Source organism: Pseudomonas sp. FP603 (assembly GCF_030687415.1).
In the GTDB taxonomy this organism is placed as follows: Bacteria; Pseudomonadota; Gammaproteobacteria; order Pseudomonadales; family Pseudomonadaceae; genus Aquipseudomonas; species Aquipseudomonas wuhanensis.
The window spans coordinates 1,751,191-1,773,078 of sequence record NZ_CP117431.1 but is presented as its reverse complement, the minus strand read 5'-3'; the positions used below and the strand labels follow the sequence as shown (position 1 = coordinate 1,773,078).

Here is a 21,888-nt window from a genome sequence, read left to right as displayed (position 1 = left end):
TAGTCAGAGTCATTGCGGGCTTTGCGGCGCGGGCGCATCCGCTTCGGGGGCTGGCGCAGGTTCTTGTGCGGGGTCTTGCACGGAATCTTGCGGCGCTACGGGTGGCAGGTCTTCGGGCGCCGTATTGGGCGAAGCCGCCGGGATCGGGGCCTGAGTATCCTCCGTCGACGGCGTAACAGTCGGCGCAGGGCTGGACCGGTAATCGGCACGTCGATTGATCTGGTACTCGCGCACCGCATTATTGTGAGCATCCAGATCATCGGAGAACACGTGGCTGCCATCACCGCGCGCGACAAAATACAGGCTGTTGCCGTCCGCCGGATTCAACGCCGCATGGATCGCTTCGCGACCCACCATCGCAATCGGCGTCGGCGGCAGACCAGCAATCATGTAAGTGTTATACGGCGTCGGTTCCTTGAGATGAGCACGGGTCAATTTGCCGTTGTAACGATCACCCAGACCATAAATCACGGTCGGATCGGTCTGCAACAGCATGCCCATCTCCATGCGCCGCACGAACACGCCGGCGATCTGCCGACGCTCCTGCGGCACACCGGTTTCCTTTTCCACCAGCGAGGCCATGATCAGCGCTTGATAGGGCTCCGTGTAGGGAACGTCGGCAGCGCGCTGGCTCCATTCCTTGGCGAGGACCTCGTCGAGGCGGTCGTAAGCTTTCTTGAGCAGATCGACGTCGGTCATGCCGCGCACGAAACGATACGTGTCGGGGAAGAATCGTCCTTCGGGGAAAATCCCGCTGTGCCCGAGCTTGTCCATCACTTGGCTGTCGCTCAGACCGTTGAGGGTCTGCTCGAGTTTTTCATCCTTGGCCAGGGCCGCGCGAACCTGATGGAAATTCCAGCCTTCGACCAGTGTCAGGCTGTACTGCACCATTTCTCCGCGCTTCCACAGGTCGATCAACCCGTTGACTGTCATACCGGGCACCATGCGGTATTCGCCGCTGTGCAGCGGTTGTCCTGCCAGGTTGAAGCGCCAATACACACGCAGCCAGAAAGCGTCTTTGATGACGCCATCGGCTTCGAGTCGAAGGAAGGTGCGGTTTGGCGTAGTGCCTTTGGGCACTTCCAGCAGCTCTTCCTGGGCGATGTTCAGCGGCTGTTCCAGCGCCGAATCGATTTTCCAGGCGCAAGCGCCCGCCAACAGCCCCGCCAGAACCAATCCGGTTTCCAGCAGCAGCAAGAATTTACGTCTCACGAATCAAGCATCCAGTAGCGCACGGGCAATGGTTTGGAGTTTACGGGTGAGCGGCCCAACCGGCCAGCTCAGTGCGGCATAGGCGCGCACCGGCCAAACGCCATACACGCTGTTGCAGACAAAGACCTCATCAGCCCATTGCAGCTGCTCGAGGGTGATATCGGTGATTAGCGTGGGAATTCCCAATGACTTGGCTTGAAACAATAATTCGGCACGCATCACACCCGCCACGCCACAGCGTTTGAGATTGGCGGTCACCAGCACGCCATCGCGCACCAGAAACAGATTGCTGAACACACCTTCGATCACCCGCCCGACCTGATCCAGCATCAAGCCTTCGGCATGCTCGGTGTCCTGCCATTCGGAACGGGCGATAACCTGCTCCAGGCGATTCAGATGCTTGAGCCCGGCGAGCAATGGCTGTTTGGAAAGACGTGTCGCACAAGGAAACAGCCGAACGCCCTGCTCCGCATGAACAGCCGGATAAACCGCAGGAGGATTGCCTTGCAGAATGCGTCGAGCCTGAGCCGAGGGATCGGCAGCGTAACCGCGCTGGCTGTCGCCGCGAGTGAGGATGAGTTTGAGCACGCCCTCGCCCAGCGCGGCGGCATAGGCCAGCAGCTCCGCGCGGATCAGTTGATGATCGGCGGCAATCGCCAGGCGCGAACAACCCTCGGCCAGACGCGACAAATGTCGATCCAGCAGCAGCGGCTGCCCGCCCTTGACCGCGATGGTCTCGAACAGACCATCACCGTAAGCCAGGCCGCGATCCTTCAGCGACAAAGCGTCAGCCGGTTGACCGTCGACCCAGCTGTCCATCAGTCAGCGAACCGGCGGAACACCAACGAGCCATTGGTACCGCCAAATCCGAAGGAGTTGGACAGCACCACGTCGATATCCATGCCACGCGCGGTGTGGGGTACGAAGTCTAGGTCGCAACCTTCGTCCGGCTCATCGAGGTTGATGGTCGGCGGTGCCACCTGGCTGTTGATTGCCAATACGCTGAAAATCGCCTCGACCGCGCCCGCCGCACCCAACAGGTGACCGGTCATGGATTTGGTCGAACTGACCGCCAGCTTGTAGGCGTGATCACCGAACACGGATTTGATCGCACAGGCTTCGGCGAGGTCGCCAGCCGAGGTCGAGGTGCCGTGGGCGTTGATGTACTGAACCTGATCGCTGTTGATCTTCGCATCGCGCAAGGCATTGGTGATGCAACGCGCAGCACCCGCGCCATCGGCTGGTGGCGAGGTCATGTGGTAAGCATCGCCACTGGTGCCGAAGCCGATCAGCTCGGCGTAGATGGTCGCGCCACGGGCCTTGGCGTGCTCCAGTTCTTCGAGAACCAGTGCGCCGGCGCCGTCGGACAGCACGAAGCCATCACGGCCCTTGTCCCATGGACGGCTGGCACGGGTCGGCTCGTCATTGCGGGTCGACAGTGCGCGGGAGGCACCAAAGCCGCCCATGCCCAGACCACATGCGGCCATCTCGGCACCACCGGCGATCATCACGTCGGCTTCGTCGTACATGATGTTGCGTGCCGCCATGCCGATACAATGCGTACCGGTGGTACACGCCGTGGCGATGGCGTAGTTAGGTCCCTGTGCGCCCAGATGGATGGACAGGAAACCGGAAATCATATTGATGATCGAGCCAGGCACGAAAAACGGAGAAATCCGCCGTGGGCCGGAATCATGCAGTGTGCGGCTGGTGTCTTCGATATTGGTCAGACCGCCAATACCCGACCCCATGGCCACGCCGATACGCTCGCGATTGGCGTCGGTGACTTCAAGACCTGCGTTACGCACGGCTTGAAAACCTGCAGCCAGACCGTATTGAATGAACAGGTCGAGTTTGCGAGCTTCCTTGACCGACAGGTATTCCTCGACATTGAAGCCCTTTACCGAGCCGCCAAAACGGGTGGAATAGGCAGAAAGGTCGGTGTGTTCGATCAGACCAATGCCACTGCGGCCAGCCAGAATGCCCTGCCAGCTGCTCGGCACATCCGTACCCAGTGGCGACAACATACCCATACCGGTGACTACGACGCGTCTACGCGACACAGCACTCTCCTTTTTCAAATGACGACTTTGCATCAGGCCTAAAGAAAAAACCGCACGCCATGATGGCAGTGCGGTTTTTCCATGACAGCGAGCGACGACTAAAAACTATTACGCCTGGTGGCTGGTAACGTAGTCGATTGCTGCTTGTACAGTAGTGATCTTCTCAGCTTCTTCGTCAGGGATTTCGGTCTCGAATTCCTCTTCCAGAGCCATCACCAGCTCAACGGTGTCAAGGGAGTCGGCACCCAGGTCTTCAACGAAGGAAGCAGTGTTGACCACTTCTTCTTCTTTAACGCCCAGTTGCTCAGCAACGATTTTCTTGACGCGCTCTTCGATGGTGCTCATACCTTGTTTTCACTCCTAATGGACAAATTCAGGCAGCTGGCCGGTGGGTAAGTGTATAGAAAGACTTTTCAGTTTTTCAACTGAAAGCTTCACTCCTCAAACCCGGCGACCCTCTGTCTATAAATAGATTGCAGCTTTATAACGGATTTTAGACAGCTCGTATGACATTTTTTTGAAGCAATCCGTCACATTTAACTCATGTACATCCCGCCGTTCACCGGGATTGTAGCCCCAGTAACGTAAGCCGCACCGTCGGATGCAAGAAAAGCGACCACAGACGCGATCTCTTGAGCTTGCCCCAGACGACCCAGCGGAATCTGCGTCTGCAAGGCTTCACGCTGCGCCTCGGGCAGTTCACGGGTCATATCGGTGTCGATGAACCCAGGGGCCACCGAGTTTACCGTAATCGAACGCGAACCGACTTCACGCGCCAGTGCACGACTGAAACCTTCCAGACCGGCCTTGGCGGCAGCGTAGTTTACTTGGCCTGCGTTGCCCATGGCACCCACAACCGAGCCAATACTGATAATTCGTCCCCAACGGGCTTTGGTCATGCCGCGCAAAACGCCCTTGGACAGCCGGAACAGGCTGTTCAGATTGGTATCGACGACGTCATGCCATTCGTCATCTTTCATGCGCATCATCAGGTTATCGCGGGTGATACCGGCATTATTGACCAGGATCGCCGGCGCACCGAATTGCGCCTGAATGCTCGCCAGCACGGCCGCTACGGACTCGTCGCTGGTGACATTGAGTTCCAGGCCAGTGCCCTGGATACCATTTTCTTTCAGGGTCGCAGCGATACGCTCAGCCCCTGAAGCGGAAGTCGCGGTGCCGATGACAATGGCACCCTGACGACCCAATTCCAGAGCGATAGCCTGGCCGATACCACGGCTGGCACCGGTGACCAGTGCAACTTTACCTTGCAGACTCATGCAAGCTTCTCCTTGTTAGGCCAGCGCTGCACGGGTGGCAGCGAAAGCGTCTGGGGTATTGAGGTTAGAGGTCGACACGCCTTCGGCGCAACGTTTGTTCAAACCGGCAAGTACTTTGCCAGGGCCGCATTCGACCAGCTCGGTCGCGCCCTTGGCAGCCAGCGCCTGGACCGACTCGACCCAGCGTACAGGCTTGTAGAGCTGCTCAAGCAGATCGCGCTTGAGGGTTTCCAGATCGGCCGGCACGTTGGCGCTGACGTTCTGTACCACAGGAATCTGCGGTGCCTGCCAGTCGATCGCTGCGATCGACTCGGCGAACCGCTCGGCGGCCGGACGCATCAATTCGCAGTGGGACGGCACGCTGACCGGCAATGGCATGGCGCGCTTGGCGCCACGTGCCTTGCAGCCTTCGATGGCGCGCTCGACCGCCGCCTTGGCGCCGGCGATCACTACCTGGCCCGGGGAATTGAAGTTGACCGCGCTCACCACTTCGCCTTGCGCCGCTTCGGCACAGGCTGCCAGCACGTCGGCATCTTCCAGACCCAGGATTGCAGCCATGCCGCCCTGCCCGGCCGGAACAGCCTCTTGCATCAACTGACCGCGACGCTCTACCAGTTTCACTGCGTCCCCCAGGCTCAGACTGCCTGCAGCCACCAGGGCGCTGTATTCGCCCAGGCTGTGACCGGCAACGTAAGCCGGACGCGCGCCGCCTTCAGCCAGCCACAGGCGCCACAAGGCGATCGAGGCGGTCAGAATGGCCGGCTGGGTTTTATCGGTTTGATTGAGTTGTTCTTCCGGCCCTTGCTGGGTCAGTGCCCACAGGTCGTAACCCAGAGCATCGGAAGCTTCTTTGAATGTTTCGAGGACCACCGGATGTTGCGCGCCCAACTCGGCCAGCATGCCGAGGGACTGCGAACCCTGTCCTGGAAAGACGAATGCGAGGGAAGCAGACATGTAACAAGCCCCTAATGATCTTGTCTCGGAGAATTGACGTCCCGTTTGTGGAACGCAAGAAACTCACAGTTGGATGGCCCATTGAACTGAGCGGTCACATTTAAGCATTGTCCGACGAAAACGCCTAAGGCAACAAATCTTCCAGGCGCCCATGAAGCCGTTCAGGCAAGTTTTCCTGGAGCTCGATCAACGCGCGCTGAATCGCACTCTGAAAACCCTGCACCCCCGCCGAACCGTGGCTTTTCACGACAATTCCCTGCAAACCGAGGAAACTTGCGCCGTTATGGCGTGCCGGCGCCAGTTCGGCCTGCAAGCGCTTCATCAGCGGCAGCGCCAGTGCGCCCACCACTTTCGACGCGAAATTTTTCTTGAATAACGCTTCAATGCGCCCGGCAATCATGGTCGCCAGGCCTTCGCTGGACTTGAGCAGGATATTGCCGACAAAACCGTCACACACCACCACATCCGCCTCGCCACGGTACAAGCCGTCACCTTCGACAAACCCGATGTAGTTGATGCCACGAGCCCCTTGCAACAAAGTGGCCGCCAGCTTGACCTGCTGATTGCCCTTGATGTCTTCGGTGCCGATGTTCAGCAGCGCGACCCTTGGGCGAACGATGCCCAGGGTTTCTGCCGCGACCGAGCCCATCACGGCAAACTGCAATAAGTGCTCGGCACTGCAATCGACATTGGCGCCCAGGTCGAGCAACTGGCAGTAGCCCTTCTGCGTCGGAATGGCGGCGATCATTGCCGGCCGATCGATGCCCGGCAAGGTCTTGAGCACAAACCGTGACAACGCCATCAGCGCACCGGTATTGCCGGCACTGACGCAGGCCTGGGCCTTGCCGTCGCGCAGCAACTCCAGCGCCACGCGCATCGACGAATCGGGTTTGCCGCGCAAGGCCTGGGCAGGTTTTTCGTCCATGGTGATGACTTCGGACGCCGGCGTAATCGACAGGCGCGCGCGATCCACAGCCGATTGGCTGGCGAGCAGTTCTTCAAGAAGGGAGGGTTGACCGACGAGGGTCAGGTGCAGCGAGGGCGTAGCAGACAGACAAGCAAGGCTGGCCTGAACAATGCTGCGGGGACCGAAGTCCCCGCCCATTGCGTCAATCGCGATGACTTGAGCGGACAAGGATTACTCGTCAGCGCCCTTGTCGATCACTTTACGACCACGGTATACGCCTTCTGGCGATACGTGGTGACGCAGGTGAACTTCACCGGTGGTTTTTTCTACAGACAGGGTGCTAGCCTCGAGAGCGTCGTGCGAACGACGCATGTCACGGGCAGAGCGGGATTTTTTGTTCTGCTGAACAGCCATAATTGATTAACTCCTAAACGTTTGGGTCACGCTTTAACTGCGCCAATACACTGAACGGGTTGGACCGCGTTACCTCGTCCTCGCTCGGTTCGGGCTCATCGAGACCCGCCGGCTGCTGGCATTCTTCCGGATGATGAGCAGGCACAATGGGCAAGGCGAGCAGAAGCTCCTCCTCGATCAGTGACTGCAGATCCAAAGGATCTTCGCCCAGTTCCAGCACGTCATAACCTTTCGGCAACGACTGGGTATTCGCACCCTCCTTCACCACAGCATAACTGCATTCGCTATGGATCGGCAGGGTGACCAGCTCAAGACAACGCTGGCAAACCATTTTGACTTCGGTGTCGATAAAGCTGTGAATTACCACAGATTTACGTTCATCTCGTTCAAAAACGAATTTAGCCTGCACCGTACCGACAGTATCGGAAAGCGGGTCGCAGAGTCTCTCCAAATCGGCCAGCAGCAGTTCACCTTGAAGGGTGGTGCCACGGTCAGCCAATTTGCGCGGGTCAACGTGAGGTGGAATCGGGTCATTCAACATAGGCGCAGCATTATAGGGATGCCCCCAGCCATGTCAAAGGAAATTCAGCCCTGTCCGTCACTTGAGCCTGCGCTAGAATTCGCCCCTGCCCTTTGGAGATGCGCATGCTGCCTTTATTACTTGCTTCAAGCTCGGCCTATCGCCGGGAATTGCTGGCCCGCTTGCAGCTGCCGTTCACGTGCAGCTCGCCGGACATCGACGAAAGCCATCGCCAGGACGAGCCTGCCGTCGAACTGGTAAAGCGCCTCGCCGAAGAAAAAGCCCGCGCACTTGCAGGCAGCCATCCAGCCCACCTGATCATCGGCTCGGATCAGGTCGCCGTACTCGGCGAGCGGATTATCGGCAAACCTCACACCTTCGAAAAGGCCCGCGAACAACTGCTGGCATCCAGCGGTGCGAGCGTGACCTTCCTGACCGGCCTGGCACTGCTCAATAGCCAGACCGGCCACTGCCAGGTCGACTGCGTGCCCTTTACCGTACACATGCGCACACTCGACGCAGCGCGCATCGAACGCTACCTGCACGCAGAACAGCCCTACGACTGCGCTGGCAGCTTCAAGGCCGAAGGTTTGGGGGTGAGCCTGTTTCAGAGCACCGAAGGCCCTGACGCCACCAGCCTGATCGGCCTGCCACTGATTCGCCTGATCGATATGCTGTTGGCTGAAAACGTACAGATACCCTGAACCGTACCTCCGTACAGAGACCGCGTTCACACAAAAAAAACCGGCCACGCGGGCCGGTTTCTTTATGCAGCCAGGTGATTAGCGTAGCGAAGGCCCTTGAAAGCCCATCCACATCGCCAAATGCTCAGCCACGCTGGCGCCGAGCTTTTTCGAGAAGCGATCGAACGGCGATTCCTCGACAGTGAAATCCACCAACTCTTTCTCGCCAATCACATCACGCGCAACCGAACTGGCATTGCCCAGACCATCGATCAAGCCCAGCGACAGCGCCTGCTCACCCGACCAGATCAGCCCGGAGAACAACTCCGGATGCTCTTTATCCTTCAGGCGATCACCACGGCCCTTCTTGACGCTGCTGATGAACTGCTGATGAGTGGTATCGAGCACGCTCTGCCAGAACTGGGTTTCCGCGGGTTTCTGCGGCTGGAACGGATCGAGGAACGATTTGTGCTCGCCGGAGGTGTAGGTACGACGCTCGACGCCCAACTTTTCCATGGTCCCGACAAAACCGTAACCGGCCGCTGTCACACCAATGGAACCCACCAGGCTCGCCTTGTCGGCGTAGATCTGATCCGCCGCACTGGCGATGTAATAGGCACCGGAAGCGCCCAGATCCGAGATTACCGCGTAAACCTTGGTATCCGGATGCAGGCCGCGCAAACGACGAATCTCGTCGTAGACATAACCCGACTGCACCGGACTGCCGCCAGGGCTGTTGATCCGCAGAACCACACCCTTGACCTTCTTGTCCTCGAAGGCCGCACGCAGACTGCCGACGATATTGTCGGCACTGGCTGGCTCTTTGTCGGCAATCATGCCCGTTACATCGATCAGCGCCGTGTAGCCAGAGCCGAGAGCAGCGCCTTTCTCCATGCTTATCAATGGCGATAACAGAATCAACGCGCCAATCAGGTACAAAAAAGTCAGCGATTTGAAGAATATTCCCCAGCGACGGGACCGGCGCTGTTCCTGCACACCAGCCAGCAGGGTTTTTTCCAGCAGCTTCCAGCTTTTCTCGTCACCGCTTTCCGCACTCGCCTTGGCGGGCGCTTTCCATTCGTCGGTCATGCCATGTACCCCAGCAAAAAAAACCAATTAAACCCGCTGACTCAGCCAGGCGTGCAACTCTGAAAAACGATCAATGGCCAGTCTCGGCTCAAATAGTTTCAAGGCGTCGATCGATTGAGCGCCATAGCTGACCGCCACCGAATCCATGCCCGCATTGCGCGCCATCTGCAGGTCGAACGACGAGTCGCCAACCATGAGCGCCTGCTCCGGACGAACCTCGCAATGGGCGAGAATCTGTTCGAGCATCAGTGGATGGGGTTTGCTGGCGGTTTCGTCCGCAGCACGGGTGATATCGAAATAATCTTCCCAACCGTGAGACTTCAACACCCGATCCAGCCCACGACGAGCCTTGCCGGTCGCTACTGCCAGATGATACCCCTCGACACGAAACGCTTCGAGAGACTCGATAACACCCTCAAACAGCGGGGAAGGCACGGCCTCCGCCGCAATGTAGTGATCTGCATAGTGCTGACGGAACGCTATCAGCTCGGCGTCGCCAATCTCGGGATACAGGGTGCGAATCGCTTCCGGCAAGCCCAGACCGATAATGCCTTTGACGGCAAAATCATCACGCAACTGAAAACCGGACCGCTCGGACGCGACATGCATCGCCTCGACAATTCGACCAATGGAGTCAGCGAGCGTGCCGTCCCAATCGAAAATCAGCAGTTTGTAATCAGTAGGGTGCACTCAAGCGCTCCACGGTTTTGGCCCACATCTCGTCGACGGGCGCCTGCAACTTGAGCTCACCACCATCAGGCAGCGGCACAGTCAGCATGTAGGCGTGCAGAAACAGACGCTTGCCGCCGAGATCACGAATCTCTTTGCTGAAACCCTCATCGCCGTACTTGGTATCACCAGCGATGCAATGTCCCGCATGCAGAGTATGGACGCGAATCTGGTGAGTTCGGCCGGTGATCGGCTTGGCTTCGATCAGGGTGGCAAAGTCGCCAAAACGACGCAGGACCTTGAACACGGTCACAGACTCCTTGCCCTCCTCCTCGTCCACCTCGACCATGCGCTCACCGGAGCGCAGATTGCTCTTGCCCAGCGACGCACGGACTTGCTTGATCGAGGCCGCCCAGTTGCCACGGACCAGCGCCATATAGCGCTTATCGACGCCATCGCCGCGCAATGCCGTGTGCAAGTGGCGCAACATGCTGCGCTTTTTGGCAATCATCAGCAGGCCGGAGGTATCACGATCAAGACGATGAACCAGTTCGAGCTCTTTGCAATCCGGACGCAACTGACGAAAGGCTTCAATCACGCCGTAGGTCAAGCCACTGCCACCATGAACCGCAATGCCGCAAGGCTTGTTGACCACGATCAGCGCCTTGTCTTCGTAGACAATGGAAGCTTCGAGCCGCTGCAACAGACCCTGGGCCAGCGGCACAGGTTCGTCGCGCTCAGGCACGCGAACCGGCGGCACGCGCACGATATCGCCCGCCTGAAGCTTGTATTCGGGCTTGATCCGACCTTTGTTCACCCGCACTTCGCCCTTGCGCAAAATGCGGTAAATCAAGGTCTTGGGCACGCCTTTGAGCCGAGCGAGAAGGAAGTTATCAATACGTTGGCCGGCATATTCCGGCGAGACCTCCAGCAGTTGTACGGCTGGGGTCGAAGGGGCAGTAGTCGTCATGGTGCGGATGATAACAATTTTTTATGGAATTGAAGCACTTAATCATTGCTGCTATAGTCGCGAACGCCGCCAAAAGTGGCCTGGACAGCGGACTAACGGTCAAAAACCGGCCCTGACCAACGCAATTCACGAGGACGAGAGGCCGTCCTACGGGGCTTTCGCTACGTAACGGCAGAGTTTTCAGTTGTAACGAGCGCAGGTGACATAAGGCCTGAATCATGCCGCAAAGCAGAGTTTTCACTCGCCTTCCGAGCAAATATTCACGGCCAGTTCACAAAGTGCAGTCAGCTGCGAACGACCCCGGGCGAACGCTTCGGAAACACCGCCTAAATTAGCCATGATGCGTGACCTCCCCTTTCGGAGCTCACGGTAAATGCCAACCCGCTGCGGATTCTGCGCGCGGCAGCACCCGAATTATCAGGGATACGTGTAGGGTGGAGATGCACAACCGCTGGACTGTGTAGCAATAGGCTTTATCAAGACGCTTCATCTCGTCCACAGCCGCCGGTTGATTCCTCCTCCTGACTGAGTGCTTAAGTAGCCACAGCAAGCAGGACGCGTACGTCGCGACACCGGCCCAATTGGTTGGGGTTCGCTAGACACTGGAGTGGCCAACCACTCCTGACGCACCTGACACCGACCGTGAGAAGTCGTGTGTGCCGAACGCCGTTTCCGGCAGCCCGGAAACCGACGGTACTACATGAAAAGAATGCTGATTAACGCAACTCAACCCGAAGAGTTGCGTGTTGCACTGGTAGATGGCCAGCGCCTCTACGACCTGGACATCGAATCCGGTGCACGCGAGCAGAAGAAGGCCAACATCTATAAAGGCCGGATTACTCGCATCGAACCAAGCCTTGAGGCTGCCTTTGTCGATTTCGGCTCTGAGCGCCACGGCTTCCTGCCCCTCAAAGAAATCTCCCGCGAATACTTCAAGAAAGCCCCCGAAGGCCGCGTCAACATCAAGGACGTCCTGAGCGAAGGCCAGGAAGTCATCGTTCAGGTCGAAAAAGAAGAACGTGGCAACAAGGGCGCCGCCCTGACCACCTTCATCAGCCTGGCCGGTCGTTACCTGGTGCTGATGCCGAACAACCCGCGTGCCGGCGGTATTTCCCGTCGCATCGAAGGTGAAGAGCGCAACGAACTGCGTGAAGCCCTGAACGGTCTGGTTGCCCCGGCCGACATGGGTCTGATCGTTCGCACTGCCGGCCTTGGCCGCAGCAGCGAAGAAATGCAGTGGGACCTCGATTACCTGCTGCAACTCTGGACCGCCATCAAAGAAGCTTCGCTGGATCGTTCCGCGCCGTTCCTGATCTACCAGGAAAGCAACGTGATCATCCGCGCCATCCGCGATTACCTGCGCCAGGACATCGGCGAAGTGCTGATCGACAGCGTTGAAGCCCAGGACGAAGCCCTGACCTTCATTCGCCAGGTGATGCCGCAGTACGCCAGCAAAATCAAGCTGTACGAAGACAGCGTTCCGCTGTTCAACCGTTTCCAGATCGAAAGCCAGATCGAAACCGCCTTCCAGCGCGTCGTCGAACTGCCTTCCGGCGGCTCCATCGTTATCGATCCGACCGAAGCCCTGGTGTCCATCGACATCAACTCGGCGCGCGCCACCAAAGGCAGCGACATCGAAGAAACCGCACTGCAGACCAACCTTGAAGCCGCCGAAGAAATCGCCCGTCAGTTGCGCTTGCGCGACATCGGCGGCCTGATCGTCATCGACTTCATCGACATGACCCCTGCCAAGAACCAGCGCGCCGTGGAAGAGAAAGTCCGCGAATGCCTGGAAGCCGACCGCGCTCGCGTGCAAGTCGGTCGCATCTCGCGCTTCGGCCTGCTGGAAATGTCCCGTCAGCGCCTGCGTCCATCCCTGGGCGAAAGCAGCGGCATCGTCTGCCCGCGTTGCAATGGCACCGGCATCATCCGTGACGTTGAATCGCTGTCGCTGGCGATCCTGCGCCTGATCGAAGAAGAAGCCCTGAAAGACCGTACCGCCGAAGTTCGCGCACAAGTACCGATTCCGGTTGCAGCTTTCCTGCTCAACGAAAAACGCAACTCGATCACCAAGATCGAACTGCGCACCCGTGCCCGCATCGTCATTCTGCCGAACGATCACCTCGAAACGCCGCACTTCGAAGTTCAGCGTCTGCGCGATGACAGCCCGGAAGCCAGCATCAATCAGTCCAGCTACGAAATCGCCGCTGCCGCTGCCGAAGTCGAAGAAGTCCAGCCAGCCGCCGCGACCCGCACTCTGGTTCGCCAGGAAGCCGCGGTCAAGACCGCTCCGGCTCGCGCCAACGCTCCGGTTCCGACCGAAGTCGCCGTCGCTCCGGTGGCTGCACCGGCCGTCGCCCCAGAGCCAAGCCTGTTCAAAGGCCTGGTGAAATCGCTGGTCAGCCTGTTCGCCACCAAGGAAGAGCCTGCTGCGCCGGTTGTGGTTGAAAAGCCAGCCACCGAACGCCCTGCCCGCAACGAAGAGCGCCGTAACGGCCGTCAGCAGAGCCGCAACCGTAATGGTCGCCGCGATGAAGAGCGCAAGCCTCGTGAGGAACGTGCACCGCGTGAAGAACGCGCACCACGTGAGCCACGCGAAGCCCGCGAAGAAGCTCCAGCAGTCGCCCAGGAACGCGCTCCGCGTGAAGAGCGCGCACCACGCGCCCCTCGTGAAGAACGTGCACCGCGCGCCCCGCGTGAAGATCGCAAGCCACGTGGCGAGCGTGAAGAACGTCCGGTTCGTGAACTGCGCGAGCCTCTGGATGCCGCTCCGGCCGCCGCTGCCAGCGCTGAAGAGCGTCCAGCCCGTCAGCCACGTGAAGAACGCGCTCCACGCCCACCGCGTGAAGAACGCCAGCCACGTACCGAGCAAGCCGCTGCCGCCGTTGCTGAAGAAGAGTTGACCACCAACGAAGAGCAACTGCAGGAAGACGGTCAGGAAGGCGCCGAAGGCGATCGTCCTCGCCGCCGCTCCCGTGGCCAGCGTCGTCGCAGCAACCGTCGTGAGCGTCAACGCGATGCCAACGGCAACGTGATCGAAGGTTCGGAAGAGTCCGAATCGGCTGAAAACGCCGAAGCGCCAAGCGCTGCCGATCTGGCCGCCGGCCTGGGCTGTTACCGCTGCCGTTGCCAGCTCCGTGATCAGCGCACCTGCTGAAGCACAAGCCAACGAGCAAGCCGAACGCGCCACTGCCGCCACACTGGAAACTGCTCCGGTCGAAGCGCCAGTCGTTGAAGCGACTACGCCGGTAGAAGTCACCGCTGCTCCGGAAATCGAAGTAGCACCGGTTCGTGAAGCCCAGCCGGAAGTTGAAGCTGTCGCTGAGCCGGCCGTTGTCGCTGAACCAGTGGTTGCTAGCGAACCTGTGATCGAAGCACCGGCTGAACCGGTACATGAAGTTCGCGAAGAACAAACCGCGTTCAACTGGGTTGCCGAGCCACCTATAGCGGTCGAAGCTCCAACGCCTGTCGCTGAAGCCCCGGTTGCTGAAGCCATGGCTTCCGAGCCCGTGGTTGCTGCTGCCGAGCCTGCTCCAGCGGTTGTTGAAGCGCCAGTTGTTGCCGAAGAGGCTGCACCGGTGGTTGAAGCCGCACCTGTCAGCGCTCTGACCCCAAGCGGTCGTGCGCCGAACGACCCACGTGAAGTACGTCGTCGCAAGCGTGAAGCCGAACGTCTGCAGAAAGAAGCCGAATTGGCTGCCACTGCTGCTCCGGCCGCTGCCGAGCCAGCACCGGTTGTTGCTGAAGTTGTCGAGGCAGCCCCTGCCCCGACCGCTGAAGCCCCTGCCGAACCGGTTGAATCTGTGATCGACGAAGCACCGCGCTCCGTTCAGGAAGCGGTAGAGCAACACGAGCAAGCCCTGGAAAAAGAGCACGAGCCTAAACCCCTCGCCTGATTCCATCGGCCACTAAAAAGCCCCGCCTGGTGACCCAGGCGGGGCTTTTTTTATGTCCGTTGTAACGCAGGAAAACCGCGTTACCGTTTATCGCGGGCAAGCCACGCTCCCACAGGTTTTATGTCGTTCAGAACAGATTATGTTAGACGCAAAACCTGTGGGAGCGTGGCTTGCCCGCGATGGCGGTGTGTCAGGCAAATACTAATGCATCAGGCACATCCACATCCCACAACACACCGGGATCATCCACCGCCACCTCGACCACCCTCGCCTGCGCGAACAGCGACTTGGCGCCCTGATCCCCGGTTAGTGCCATCAATCCTGGCCCAAAACTTCGTCCAAACCCCACCGGATGCCCATATTGTCCCTCATGCACCGGCACGCTGATGGCGTCATCCGCAATGGCCGCGACGACCTGTTCAATGCTGGACGACAAGATAAACGGCATATCCCCCAGCACGATCAGCCAGCCACCGAGTTGCGAGCACGCGGCCACACCCGCCGCAATGCTGTCGCCCAGACCGGTCGACTCGATTCGCACAATCTCGCAACCATAGGCTTGAGCCATGCGAATCACCTGCGGGCGATCCGCCGTGGTCACCAGCACGCGCTTCTCGAGCGCGGCCGGCAGATTCACCAGCACCTGTTCGATCACCGAATGCACGGTGACGCCGTCACGACCGGTGCAATCCACTAGCAGCTTGTCCTTATCGTCACCCGCTACCTGCCGAAACCGACTGCCCTGCCCCGCGGCCACTACGATAACGCCGATGGGGTCGCTCATACGCCCTCCTGCAACGGCCTCTTCTGTTTCAGCTCGACGCCGTTCTTGATCGCCACAATTTCTGCCAGCAGCGACAAGGCGATTTCCGCCGGTGTATGGCTGCCGATGTGCAAACCGATCGGGCCGTGCAAGCGCTCGATGGCTTGTTGTGACAAGCCTAGCTGAGCCAGATTGTCCCGGCGCTTCTGGCTGTTGATCCGCGAACCCAGCGCGCCGACATAAAATGCCTTGGAGTCCAGCGCCGTGAGCAGCGCCATGTCATCCAGGCGCGGATCGTGGGTCAACGCGACAATGGCTGTGCGCTCGTCGGTCTGGATGGTCAGCACCGCTTCGTCGGGCATGCCCGGGACGAAGCGACCGTGTTGCTCTTCCCAGCCGTAGACGAACTCGGTGCGCGGATCGCAGATCAGCACTTCGAAATCCAGCAGCCGCGCTATCTCCGCAACGTAGCGCGACAATTGGCCGGCGCCGATCAGCAACAGCCGCCAGCGCGGACCATAAATGGCGCGCAAGGTCTGCCCGTCAAACACCAGCGCATCGGTCTTGCTCGCTGGCTGCAAAACCACTTCACCGGTCGCCAGATTCAGCTCACGCGCAACGATCTCATGGGCCTCGCAGCGCGTCAGCAATTCGGCGACCCACGACGGATCGCCGATCCGCTCCTCGGTCAGGCGCAACGTGCCGCCGCACGGCAAACCAAACCGTGCAGCCTCCTCACGGGTGACGCCATAGGTAATCAATTGCACCGGCGGCCCATCGGCCGGAATACGGCCATCGTGCAGCCGGGCAATCAGGTCATCCTCGACACAGCCACCGGACACTGAACCAATCACCACACCATCTTCACGCAAGGCGAGCATGGCGCCGGGTGCCCGGGGCGCGGTGCCCCAGGTCTGAACCACGCTGTACAACATCACCCGCTGACCGGCGCGGCGCCATTCCAGCACGCTGCGCAGGACATTCAGATCAACGCTGTCCATCAGGCTTGCGCCTTCTGCCAACCTTGCAGCTGATAGCGCACCGGCAGGTTACGGATGCGCTTGCCGGTGGCGGCGAAGATCGCGTTGCACAGCGCTGGCGCAATCGGCGGCACGCCCGGCTCACCGACTCCGCCCAACGGCACATTGCCCGGTGGCGTAACCAGATGCACGGCAACTTCTTTTGGTGCCAGAGACATGCGCGCCACCTCGTACATGTGGAAATTGTCCTGCTGAACCTTGCCGTCCTTGAAACTGATTTCCCCCAGCACCGCGTTGCCCAGGCCCATGACGCAGGCACCTTCGAACTGCGAGCGAATACGCTCGGGGTTGATCTGCGGACCGCAATCCACGGCGATGTCGGCCTTGTGCACGATCAACGTGCCATCGTCCTTGACTTCAACCTCGATCACCGCCGCCACATAAGTGACGAAGCTGTAATGCACCGCCAGGCCCAGGCCGCGGCCCTTGGGTAACTGACGCCCCCAACCGGCGGCTTTGGCGGCGGTTTCCAGCACGGTGCGCATCCGCGCGGTATCGATCGGGTAACGCTCGGGGGATTCACCGTAGTTCCACTCTTCACTCAAAGTGCGCGGATCGATCTGACGGTCCGGGCCAAGCAGCTTGATCTGGTACTTGAGCGGATCCTGACCGGCCTTATGGGCCAGTTCATCGACAAAGCTCTGAATCGCAAAGCCATGGGGAATGTTCGACACCGAGCGATACCAGCCGACCCGGGTATGGACCGCCGCTTCAGGGTTTTCCAGGCGCACGTTGGGGATCGCATAAGCCATGTTGGTAAAGCCCATGCCCAGCTCGAAAGCCGCCTCATGGTTCATGCCCGGCGCGAACAGCGCGGTGATGCTCGGCGCCACCGTGCGGTGCAGCCAGCCGGACGGCAGGCCGTCCTTGTTCAGGCTGGCCTTCAGGTATTCGGCGGACACGGTGTGGAAATAGGAGTTGTGGATGTCGTCTTCACGGGTCCACTGCACCCGCACCGCTTTGCCCGGAAACTCCTTGGCCAGGATCGCCGCTTCAATGACGAAGTCCGGCTTGGATTTGCGACCGAAACCGCCACCGAGCAAGGTGACGTTGAGCGTGACGTTATCGAATGGGATGCCGAGGCGCTCGCCGATCCGTTCACGGGTGACTTGCGGTGCCTGACTTGGGGCCCAGGCTTCGCACACGCCGTCCTTGAAACGGGCAATGGCGACCATCGGTTCCATTGGCGATTGCGCCAGGTGCGGCAGGTAATAAGAGGCTTCGAGGGTGCTGTCGGCGCTGCTCATGGCCTGGTCGATGCTGCCGGTATTGCGCACCACTTTGCCGGGCTTGAGGGACGCGGCTTCGAGTTCCTTGCGGTAGGCAATCGAGTCGTAACTGGCATTGGGGCCGTCATCCCACTCGATTTTCAGCGCCTCGCGGCCCTTGATCGCCGCCCAGGTATTGCTGGCCACCACGGCCACACCGCCCAGAGGCTGGAACTCGGACGGCAATGGACGGCTTTCGACTTGCAGAACCTTGATCACGCCCGGGACTTTCATCGCGGCGCTGGCATCGAAGGATTTGACCTTGCCGCCATAGACCGCTGGACGCGCGATGGTGGCGAAAAGCATGCCGTCGAAATGCACATCGGCGCCGTAGACCGCGCGACCATTGACGATGTCCGCACCGTCGATGGCCTTGGTGCCTTCCTTGCCGATGTAACGGAATTCTGAGGGCTGCTTGAGCCGCAGGCTGTCGCGAGCCGGCACCGTCAGTGCACCGGCAGCAGCGGCCAATGCGCCGTAGCCCAGTTCACGCCCGGTCGGTTTATGGATGACTTTGTGCAGTTGCGCATGGCACTCACTGACCGGCACTTTCCACTGCTCGGCGGCGGCTTGCTCAAGCATGGTCCGCGCGGCAGCCCCGCAACGGCGCATCGGCTCGTACCAGTGACGCATGCTGCGCGAACCGTCAGTGTCCTGGTTGCCGAAACGCACTTCGTCGCCCGGCGCCTGTTGCACTTTGACCAGTGCCCAGTCGGCCTCCAACTCATCGGCCACTACCATGGTCAGGCTGGTGCGCACGCCCTGGCCCATTTCCGAGCGGTTGCAGACCACGGTCACGCTGCCATCGGCGGCGATGCTGACATAAACCTTAGGATCATCGATCCAGCCGTTGGGCATACCGTCGGCGCCGAACTTCTTGTCTTTTTCGGCGGCAAGCGCGTCCTGCCAGCCCCAGCTTGCCGCCAGAACCAGCGCACTGGTGGCGCCCACGCCTTTGAGGAAACCACGGCGGCTGAGGTTGCTCAAATTGCTCAGCGCAAAATCATTCGGTAACTGGCTCATGCCTTGGCCTCCTTCAGGTGAGTGGATGCCTGGCGGATGGCGGTCTTGATCCGGTTGTAGGTGCCGCAACGGCAAATGTTACCGACCATCGCCTCTTCAATCTGCTCGTCGCTGGGGTTCGGATTGGTTTTCAGCAATGCGGTGGCCGACATGATCTGCCCGCCCTGACAGTAACCGCACTGAGCCACAGCGCTGTCGAGCCAGGCTTGCTGGACAACTTTGCCGACCGGGTCGGCGTGCAGGTTGTCGATGGTGGTGACGTTCTGGCCGACTACCGAGCCGATCGGCGTGATGCAACTGCGCGCAGGCGCGCCGTCGATATGAATGGTGCAGGCGCCACACAGGCCCATGCCGCAGCCAAATTTGGTGCCGTTGTAACCGGCCACGTCACGGATCGCCCAGAGCAGCGGCATGTCCTCGGTGACATCGAGTTGATGATCTTGTCCATTGAGTTTCAGGGTAATCATGGGCACGCCCGCATAGTGATAGAGGTTATGGGGTCGAGCAATCTGCCGCGTGGATTCCTTCACGCAGATCGACTCAGGCTAATGGGCTCTCTTATGCGGACAGCAACGTCTGCACCGGGCCTTTGGTGGAGCAAATGCTTGCATCGTTAGGTAGCTAAGTTAACCCAGCATTAACAAAAAAGCCCTGCACATTTGAAGATGTGCAGGGCTTTGGAATCAGCCGTGAAAGCGTAGCCTCAATACCGATTGGGCTCCATTTCCAGGTCGACGTGGAAACGTTCTGAAATGTCTTTTTGAATGCGTTGCGCCAGATTCAACAATTGCAGGCCCGTTGCGGTGCCGTAGTTGACCAGCACCAGCGCCTGTAATTTATGCACACCGGCATCACCGTCTCGAAAGCCTTTCCAGCCGGCCCGTTCGATGAGCCAGCCCGCCGCCAGTTTCATTTGGCCGTCAGGTTGCGCGTAGGCCACCAGCTCCGGGTACTGCTCCTTGAGTTGCGCCACCAATGTCGCCGGCACCAAGGGGTTCTTGAAGAAGCTGCCGGCATTGCCAAGCACCGCCGGGTCCGGGAGCTTTTCGTTGCGAATGCTGCAGATGGCCTGGCTAACATCGGTAGGCGTCGGGTGATCGATGCCCAGCGATGTCAGGCGCTGGCGAACCGGGCCGTATTCCAGGTGCAGGTGCGCGGTGCGCGTGAGGATGAAACGCACCCGCAGGATCAACCAGCGCCCCGGCTCCTGTTTGAACAGGCTGTCGCGGTAGGCGAAGTTGCACTCGGCCAGCGTGAAGTCCCGCAGCTCGCCGGTCTGGCGATCAAGGGCCGTCAGGCCGGCAAAAACGTCTTTTATCTCGACACCGTAAGCGCCGATGTTCTGCATCGGTGCCGCGCCCACCGTGCCGGGGATCAGGCTGAGGTTCTCCAGCCCCGACAACCCTTGCGCCAAGGTGTGTTGCACAAACGGATGCCACGGCTCCCCCGCTTCGGCTTCGATCACAACCTGGTTGCCGTCATCGCTCAATAGGCGAATTCCCCGTGTGGCCATGCGCAGCACCAATGCCTGCACATCAGCGGTCAGCAGCAGATTACTGCCGCCACCGATCACCAGCACGGGCACATCATGTTCCAACCCATAGGCCAGGGCTTCGCGCACGTCAGCATCGCTATGGGCCTCGGCAAACAGCCGGGCCTGAACATCCACGCCAAAGCTGTTGAACGGCTTGAGCGATACCAGCGGATGTACCTGCAAACTCATAACCGTCCCTTCAATTCGATCACCAGCAAATCGGTGGCGCGCTCGATCAGGTCCAGGACCTGTTCGAAACCCCTGCTCGCTGTCGTGATAAGGGTCCGGCACTTCATCGACTTCCGACTGGTAGCGACGCAGGAACAGGTCCAGTTCGGCCTTGCCCTTGGCCGGTTGCAGGGCCTTGAGGTGGCGCAGGTTGCTGTTGTCCATCGCCAGAATCAGGTCGTAGGTGGCGAAATCTGCACGGCTGACTTGCTGCGCGCGCTGGGCCGACAAGTCATAACCGCGCAGCTTCGCCGCGGCCTGGCTGCGCTTGTCCGGGGCCTTGCCGACGTGCCAGTCGCCGGTGCCGGCGGAAGCCACTTCGACTTGATCGGCCAGCCCCGCCTCACGCAGTTTGTGCCGCAACACGCCTTCGGCTGTGGGAGAGCGGCAGATATTGCCCAGGCAGACGAACAGAACCCGCATCAAGCCTCCAGCAAGCGACGAACGCGCTCGAGGTCTTCAATGGTGTCGACACCGGTGGGGGGTGCGATCAGCGCATCGGCGACGTGAATCCGCACGCCGTGCCAGAGCGCCCGCAGTTGCTCCAGAGACTCGGTGTTTTCCAGCCAGCACGGGCCCCAAGTGACGAAGTCCTGCAGGAAACCGGCGCGATAGGCATAAATGCCGATGTGACGGCGATACGGCACACCTTCCGGCAATTGCTCGCGGCTCTTGGCGAACGCGTCGCGAGCCCACGGCAAGGTGGCACGACTGAATGTCAGTGCCAGGCCATTGAGGTCGCTGACCACCTTGACCACATTGGGATTGAACAGGGTTTCCACGTCTTCGATCGGCTCGGCCAGGGTGGCCATGCGCGCTTCGGTGTGGGCAGCCAGATTAGCGGCGACCTGATCGATCACGCTCGGCGGAATCAACGGCTCGTCGCCCTGAACGTTAACCACGATGGCGTCCGGGGCCAGGCCCAGTTTCGCCGCGACTTCGGCCAGACGGTCAGTGCCGGAATTGTGGTCTTCGCGGGTCAGCACCACTTCGGCACCAAAGCCTTTGCAGGCCTCTATGATGCGCGCATCGTCGGTGGCCACGACCACGCGCTGGGCACTGCTTTTGCTCGCTTGTTCCCAGACGTGCTGGATCATCGGCTTGCCGGCGATCAGCAGCAGGGGTTTGCCCGGCAGACGGGTGGAGGCATAACGCGATGGAATGACGACGGTAAAGGCTGTGGTCATTTATCCAGACGCTCGTCAGTGGTCAGGGTGCGTGCTTCACTTTCGAGCATCACCGGGATGCCGTCGCGAATCGGATAGGCGAGGCCAGCGCCCTTGCTGATCAGCTCGGTTTTGTCGGCGCTGAGCTTGAGCGGACCTTTGCAGATCGGGCAAGCGAGAATATCGAGCAATTTGGTGTCCATGAACAT

At 59.9% G+C, this 21,888-nt stretch carries 20 protein-coding genes and 2 pseudogenes; 2 read left to right on the top strand and 20 right to left on the bottom strand.

The annotated features are described in order from the left end of the window. Window positions 1-9 precede the first annotated feature (9 nt). The 9 genes from mltG to PSH65_RS08100 form a co-directional block, all read right to left on the bottom strand. A complete protein-coding gene (gene mltG / locus PSH65_RS08140; RefSeq protein ID WP_305425728.1) occupies window positions 10-1,212 on the bottom strand; it encodes an endolytic transglycosylase MltG in 1,203 nt (400 codons plus the stop codon). Window positions 1,213-1,215: 3 nt separating this feature from the next. Beyond that, a complete protein-coding gene (gene pabC / locus PSH65_RS08135; RefSeq protein WP_305425727.1) occupies window positions 1,216-2,031 on the bottom strand; it encodes an aminodeoxychorismate lyase in 816 nt (271 codons plus the stop codon). Beyond that, on the bottom strand, window positions 2,031-3,275 hold the full coding sequence (gene fabF / locus PSH65_RS08130) for a beta-ketoacyl-ACP synthase II (protein ID WP_007904000.1): 1,245 nt from the start codon (window positions 3,273-3,275) through the stop codon (window positions 2,031-2,033). The genes pabC and fabF overlap by 1 nt, the downstream gene beginning before the upstream one ends. A gap of 108 nt (window positions 3,276-3,383) precedes the next feature. Beyond that, window positions 3,384-3,620, bottom strand: a complete 237-nt coding sequence (gene acpP / locus PSH65_RS08125) for an acyl carrier protein (protein WP_003175607.1) — start codon at window positions 3,618-3,620, stop codon at window positions 3,384-3,386. A gap of 191 nt (window positions 3,621-3,811) precedes the next feature. After that, the gene (gene fabG / locus PSH65_RS08120; RefSeq protein ID WP_305425726.1) at window positions 3,812-4,555 is read right to left on the bottom strand and encodes a 3-oxoacyl-ACP reductase FabG; all 744 of its coding nucleotides are present in this window, start codon (window positions 4,553-4,555) and stop codon (window positions 3,812-3,814) included. A gap of 15 nt (window positions 4,556-4,570) precedes the next feature. Next, window positions 4,571-5,509 carry an ACP S-malonyltransferase gene (gene fabD / locus PSH65_RS08115; RefSeq protein WP_305425725.1) on the bottom strand — a complete coding sequence of 313 codons (939 nt, stop codon included), beginning with the start codon at window positions 5,507-5,509 and terminating at the stop codon, window positions 4,571-4,573. Window positions 5,510-5,633: 124 nt separating this feature from the next. Continuing rightward, the gene (plsX, locus tag PSH65_RS08110; RefSeq protein WP_370694680.1) at window positions 5,634-6,644 is read right to left on the bottom strand and encodes a phosphate acyltransferase PlsX; all 1,011 of its coding nucleotides are present in this window, start codon (window positions 6,642-6,644) and stop codon (window positions 5,634-5,636) included. 3 nt (window positions 6,645-6,647) lie between these two features. Next, window positions 6,648-6,830, bottom strand: a complete 183-nt coding sequence (gene rpmF, locus PSH65_RS08105) for a 50S ribosomal protein L32 (RefSeq protein ID WP_003179396.1) — start codon at window positions 6,828-6,830, stop codon at window positions 6,648-6,650. Between the two features lie 13 nt (window positions 6,831-6,843). Next, window positions 6,844-7,371 (bottom strand): YceD family protein, encoded by a 528-nt coding sequence (locus tag PSH65_RS08100; RefSeq protein WP_004371317.1) that lies wholly within the window; start codon window positions 7,369-7,371, stop codon window positions 6,844-6,846. A 104-nt stretch (window positions 7,372-7,475) separates the two neighbouring features. Between PSH65_RS08100 and PSH65_RS08095 the strand changes: the two genes are divergently transcribed. Beyond that, the gene (locus tag PSH65_RS08095) at window positions 7,476-8,054 is read left to right on the top strand and encodes a nucleoside triphosphate pyrophosphatase (RefSeq protein WP_305425723.1); all 579 of its coding nucleotides are present in this window, start codon (window positions 7,476-7,478) and stop codon (window positions 8,052-8,054) included. A 78-nt stretch (window positions 8,055-8,132) separates the two neighbouring features. Here PSH65_RS08095 and sppA read toward each other — a convergent pair whose 3' ends face one another. The 3 genes from sppA to rluC are packed head-to-tail and all read right to left on the bottom strand — an operon-like array spanning window position 8,133 to window position 10,761. After that, a complete protein-coding gene (sppA, locus tag PSH65_RS08090) occupies window positions 8,133-9,122 on the bottom strand; it encodes a signal peptide peptidase SppA (RefSeq protein ID WP_305425722.1) in 990 nt (329 codons plus the stop codon). A 27-nt stretch (window positions 9,123-9,149) separates the two neighbouring features. Then, on the bottom strand, window positions 9,150-9,812 hold the full coding sequence (locus PSH65_RS08085) for an HAD-IA family hydrolase (RefSeq protein WP_305425721.1): 663 nt from the start codon (window positions 9,810-9,812) through the stop codon (window positions 9,150-9,152). Continuing rightward, window positions 9,799-10,761, bottom strand: coding sequence for a 23S rRNA pseudouridine(955/2504/2580) synthase RluC (rluC, locus tag PSH65_RS08080; protein WP_008014368.1), 963 nt, complete (start codon window positions 10,759-10,761; stop codon window positions 9,799-9,801). The genes PSH65_RS08085 and rluC overlap by 14 nt, the downstream gene beginning before the upstream one ends. 700 nt (window positions 10,762-11,461) lie before the next feature. Here rluC and rne point away from each other — a divergent pair. After that, window positions 11,462-14,657: pseudogene (gene rne, locus PSH65_RS08075) on the top strand (ribonuclease E). A gap of 190 nt (window positions 14,658-14,847) precedes the next feature. Here the strand turns inward: rne and PSH65_RS08070 are convergent. The 8 genes and pseudogenes from PSH65_RS08070 to PSH65_RS08035 form a co-directional block, all read right to left on the bottom strand. Next, a complete protein-coding gene (locus PSH65_RS08070) occupies window positions 14,848-15,441 on the bottom strand; it encodes a nucleotidyltransferase family protein (RefSeq protein WP_305425717.1) in 594 nt (197 codons plus the stop codon). Continuing rightward, the gene (locus tag PSH65_RS08065; protein ID WP_305425716.1) at window positions 15,438-16,421 is read right to left on the bottom strand and encodes an XdhC family protein; all 984 of its coding nucleotides are present in this window, start codon (window positions 16,419-16,421) and stop codon (window positions 15,438-15,440) included. Before PSH65_RS08065 ends, PSH65_RS08070 begins: the two co-directional genes overlap by 4 nt. After that, a complete protein-coding gene (locus PSH65_RS08060) occupies window positions 16,421-18,751 on the bottom strand; it encodes a xanthine dehydrogenase family protein molybdopterin-binding subunit (RefSeq protein WP_305425714.1) in 2,331 nt (776 codons plus the stop codon). The genes PSH65_RS08065 and PSH65_RS08060 overlap by 1 nt, the downstream gene beginning before the upstream one ends. After that, entirely contained in the window at window positions 18,748-19,218 is a 471-nt protein-coding gene (locus PSH65_RS08055; RefSeq protein WP_038982082.1) for a (2Fe-2S)-binding protein, read from the bottom strand. Before PSH65_RS08055 ends, PSH65_RS08060 begins: the two co-directional genes overlap by 4 nt. Window positions 19,219-19,454: 236 nt before the next feature. Continuing rightward, complete coding sequence (gene murB / locus PSH65_RS08050) at window positions 19,455-20,474, bottom strand: UDP-N-acetylmuramate dehydrogenase (RefSeq protein WP_305425712.1); 1,020 nt, start codon at window positions 20,472-20,474, stop codon at window positions 19,455-19,457. Then, window positions 20,471-20,936, bottom strand: a pseudogene (locus PSH65_RS08045) (low molecular weight protein-tyrosine-phosphatase). Before PSH65_RS08045 ends, murB begins: the two are co-directional and overlap by 4 nt. Next, window positions 20,936-21,700, bottom strand: a complete 765-nt coding sequence (kdsB, locus tag PSH65_RS08040; protein WP_305425710.1) for a 3-deoxy-manno-octulosonate cytidylyltransferase — start codon at window positions 21,698-21,700, stop codon at window positions 20,936-20,938. The pseudogene PSH65_RS08045 and the gene kdsB overlap by 1 nt, the downstream one beginning before the upstream one ends. Then, window positions 21,697-21,882, bottom strand: coding sequence for a Trm112 family protein (locus tag PSH65_RS08035; RefSeq protein WP_003174668.1), 186 nt, complete (start codon window positions 21,880-21,882; stop codon window positions 21,697-21,699). The genes kdsB and PSH65_RS08035 overlap by 4 nt, the downstream gene beginning before the upstream one ends. Window positions 21,883-21,888 lie beyond the last annotated feature (6 nt).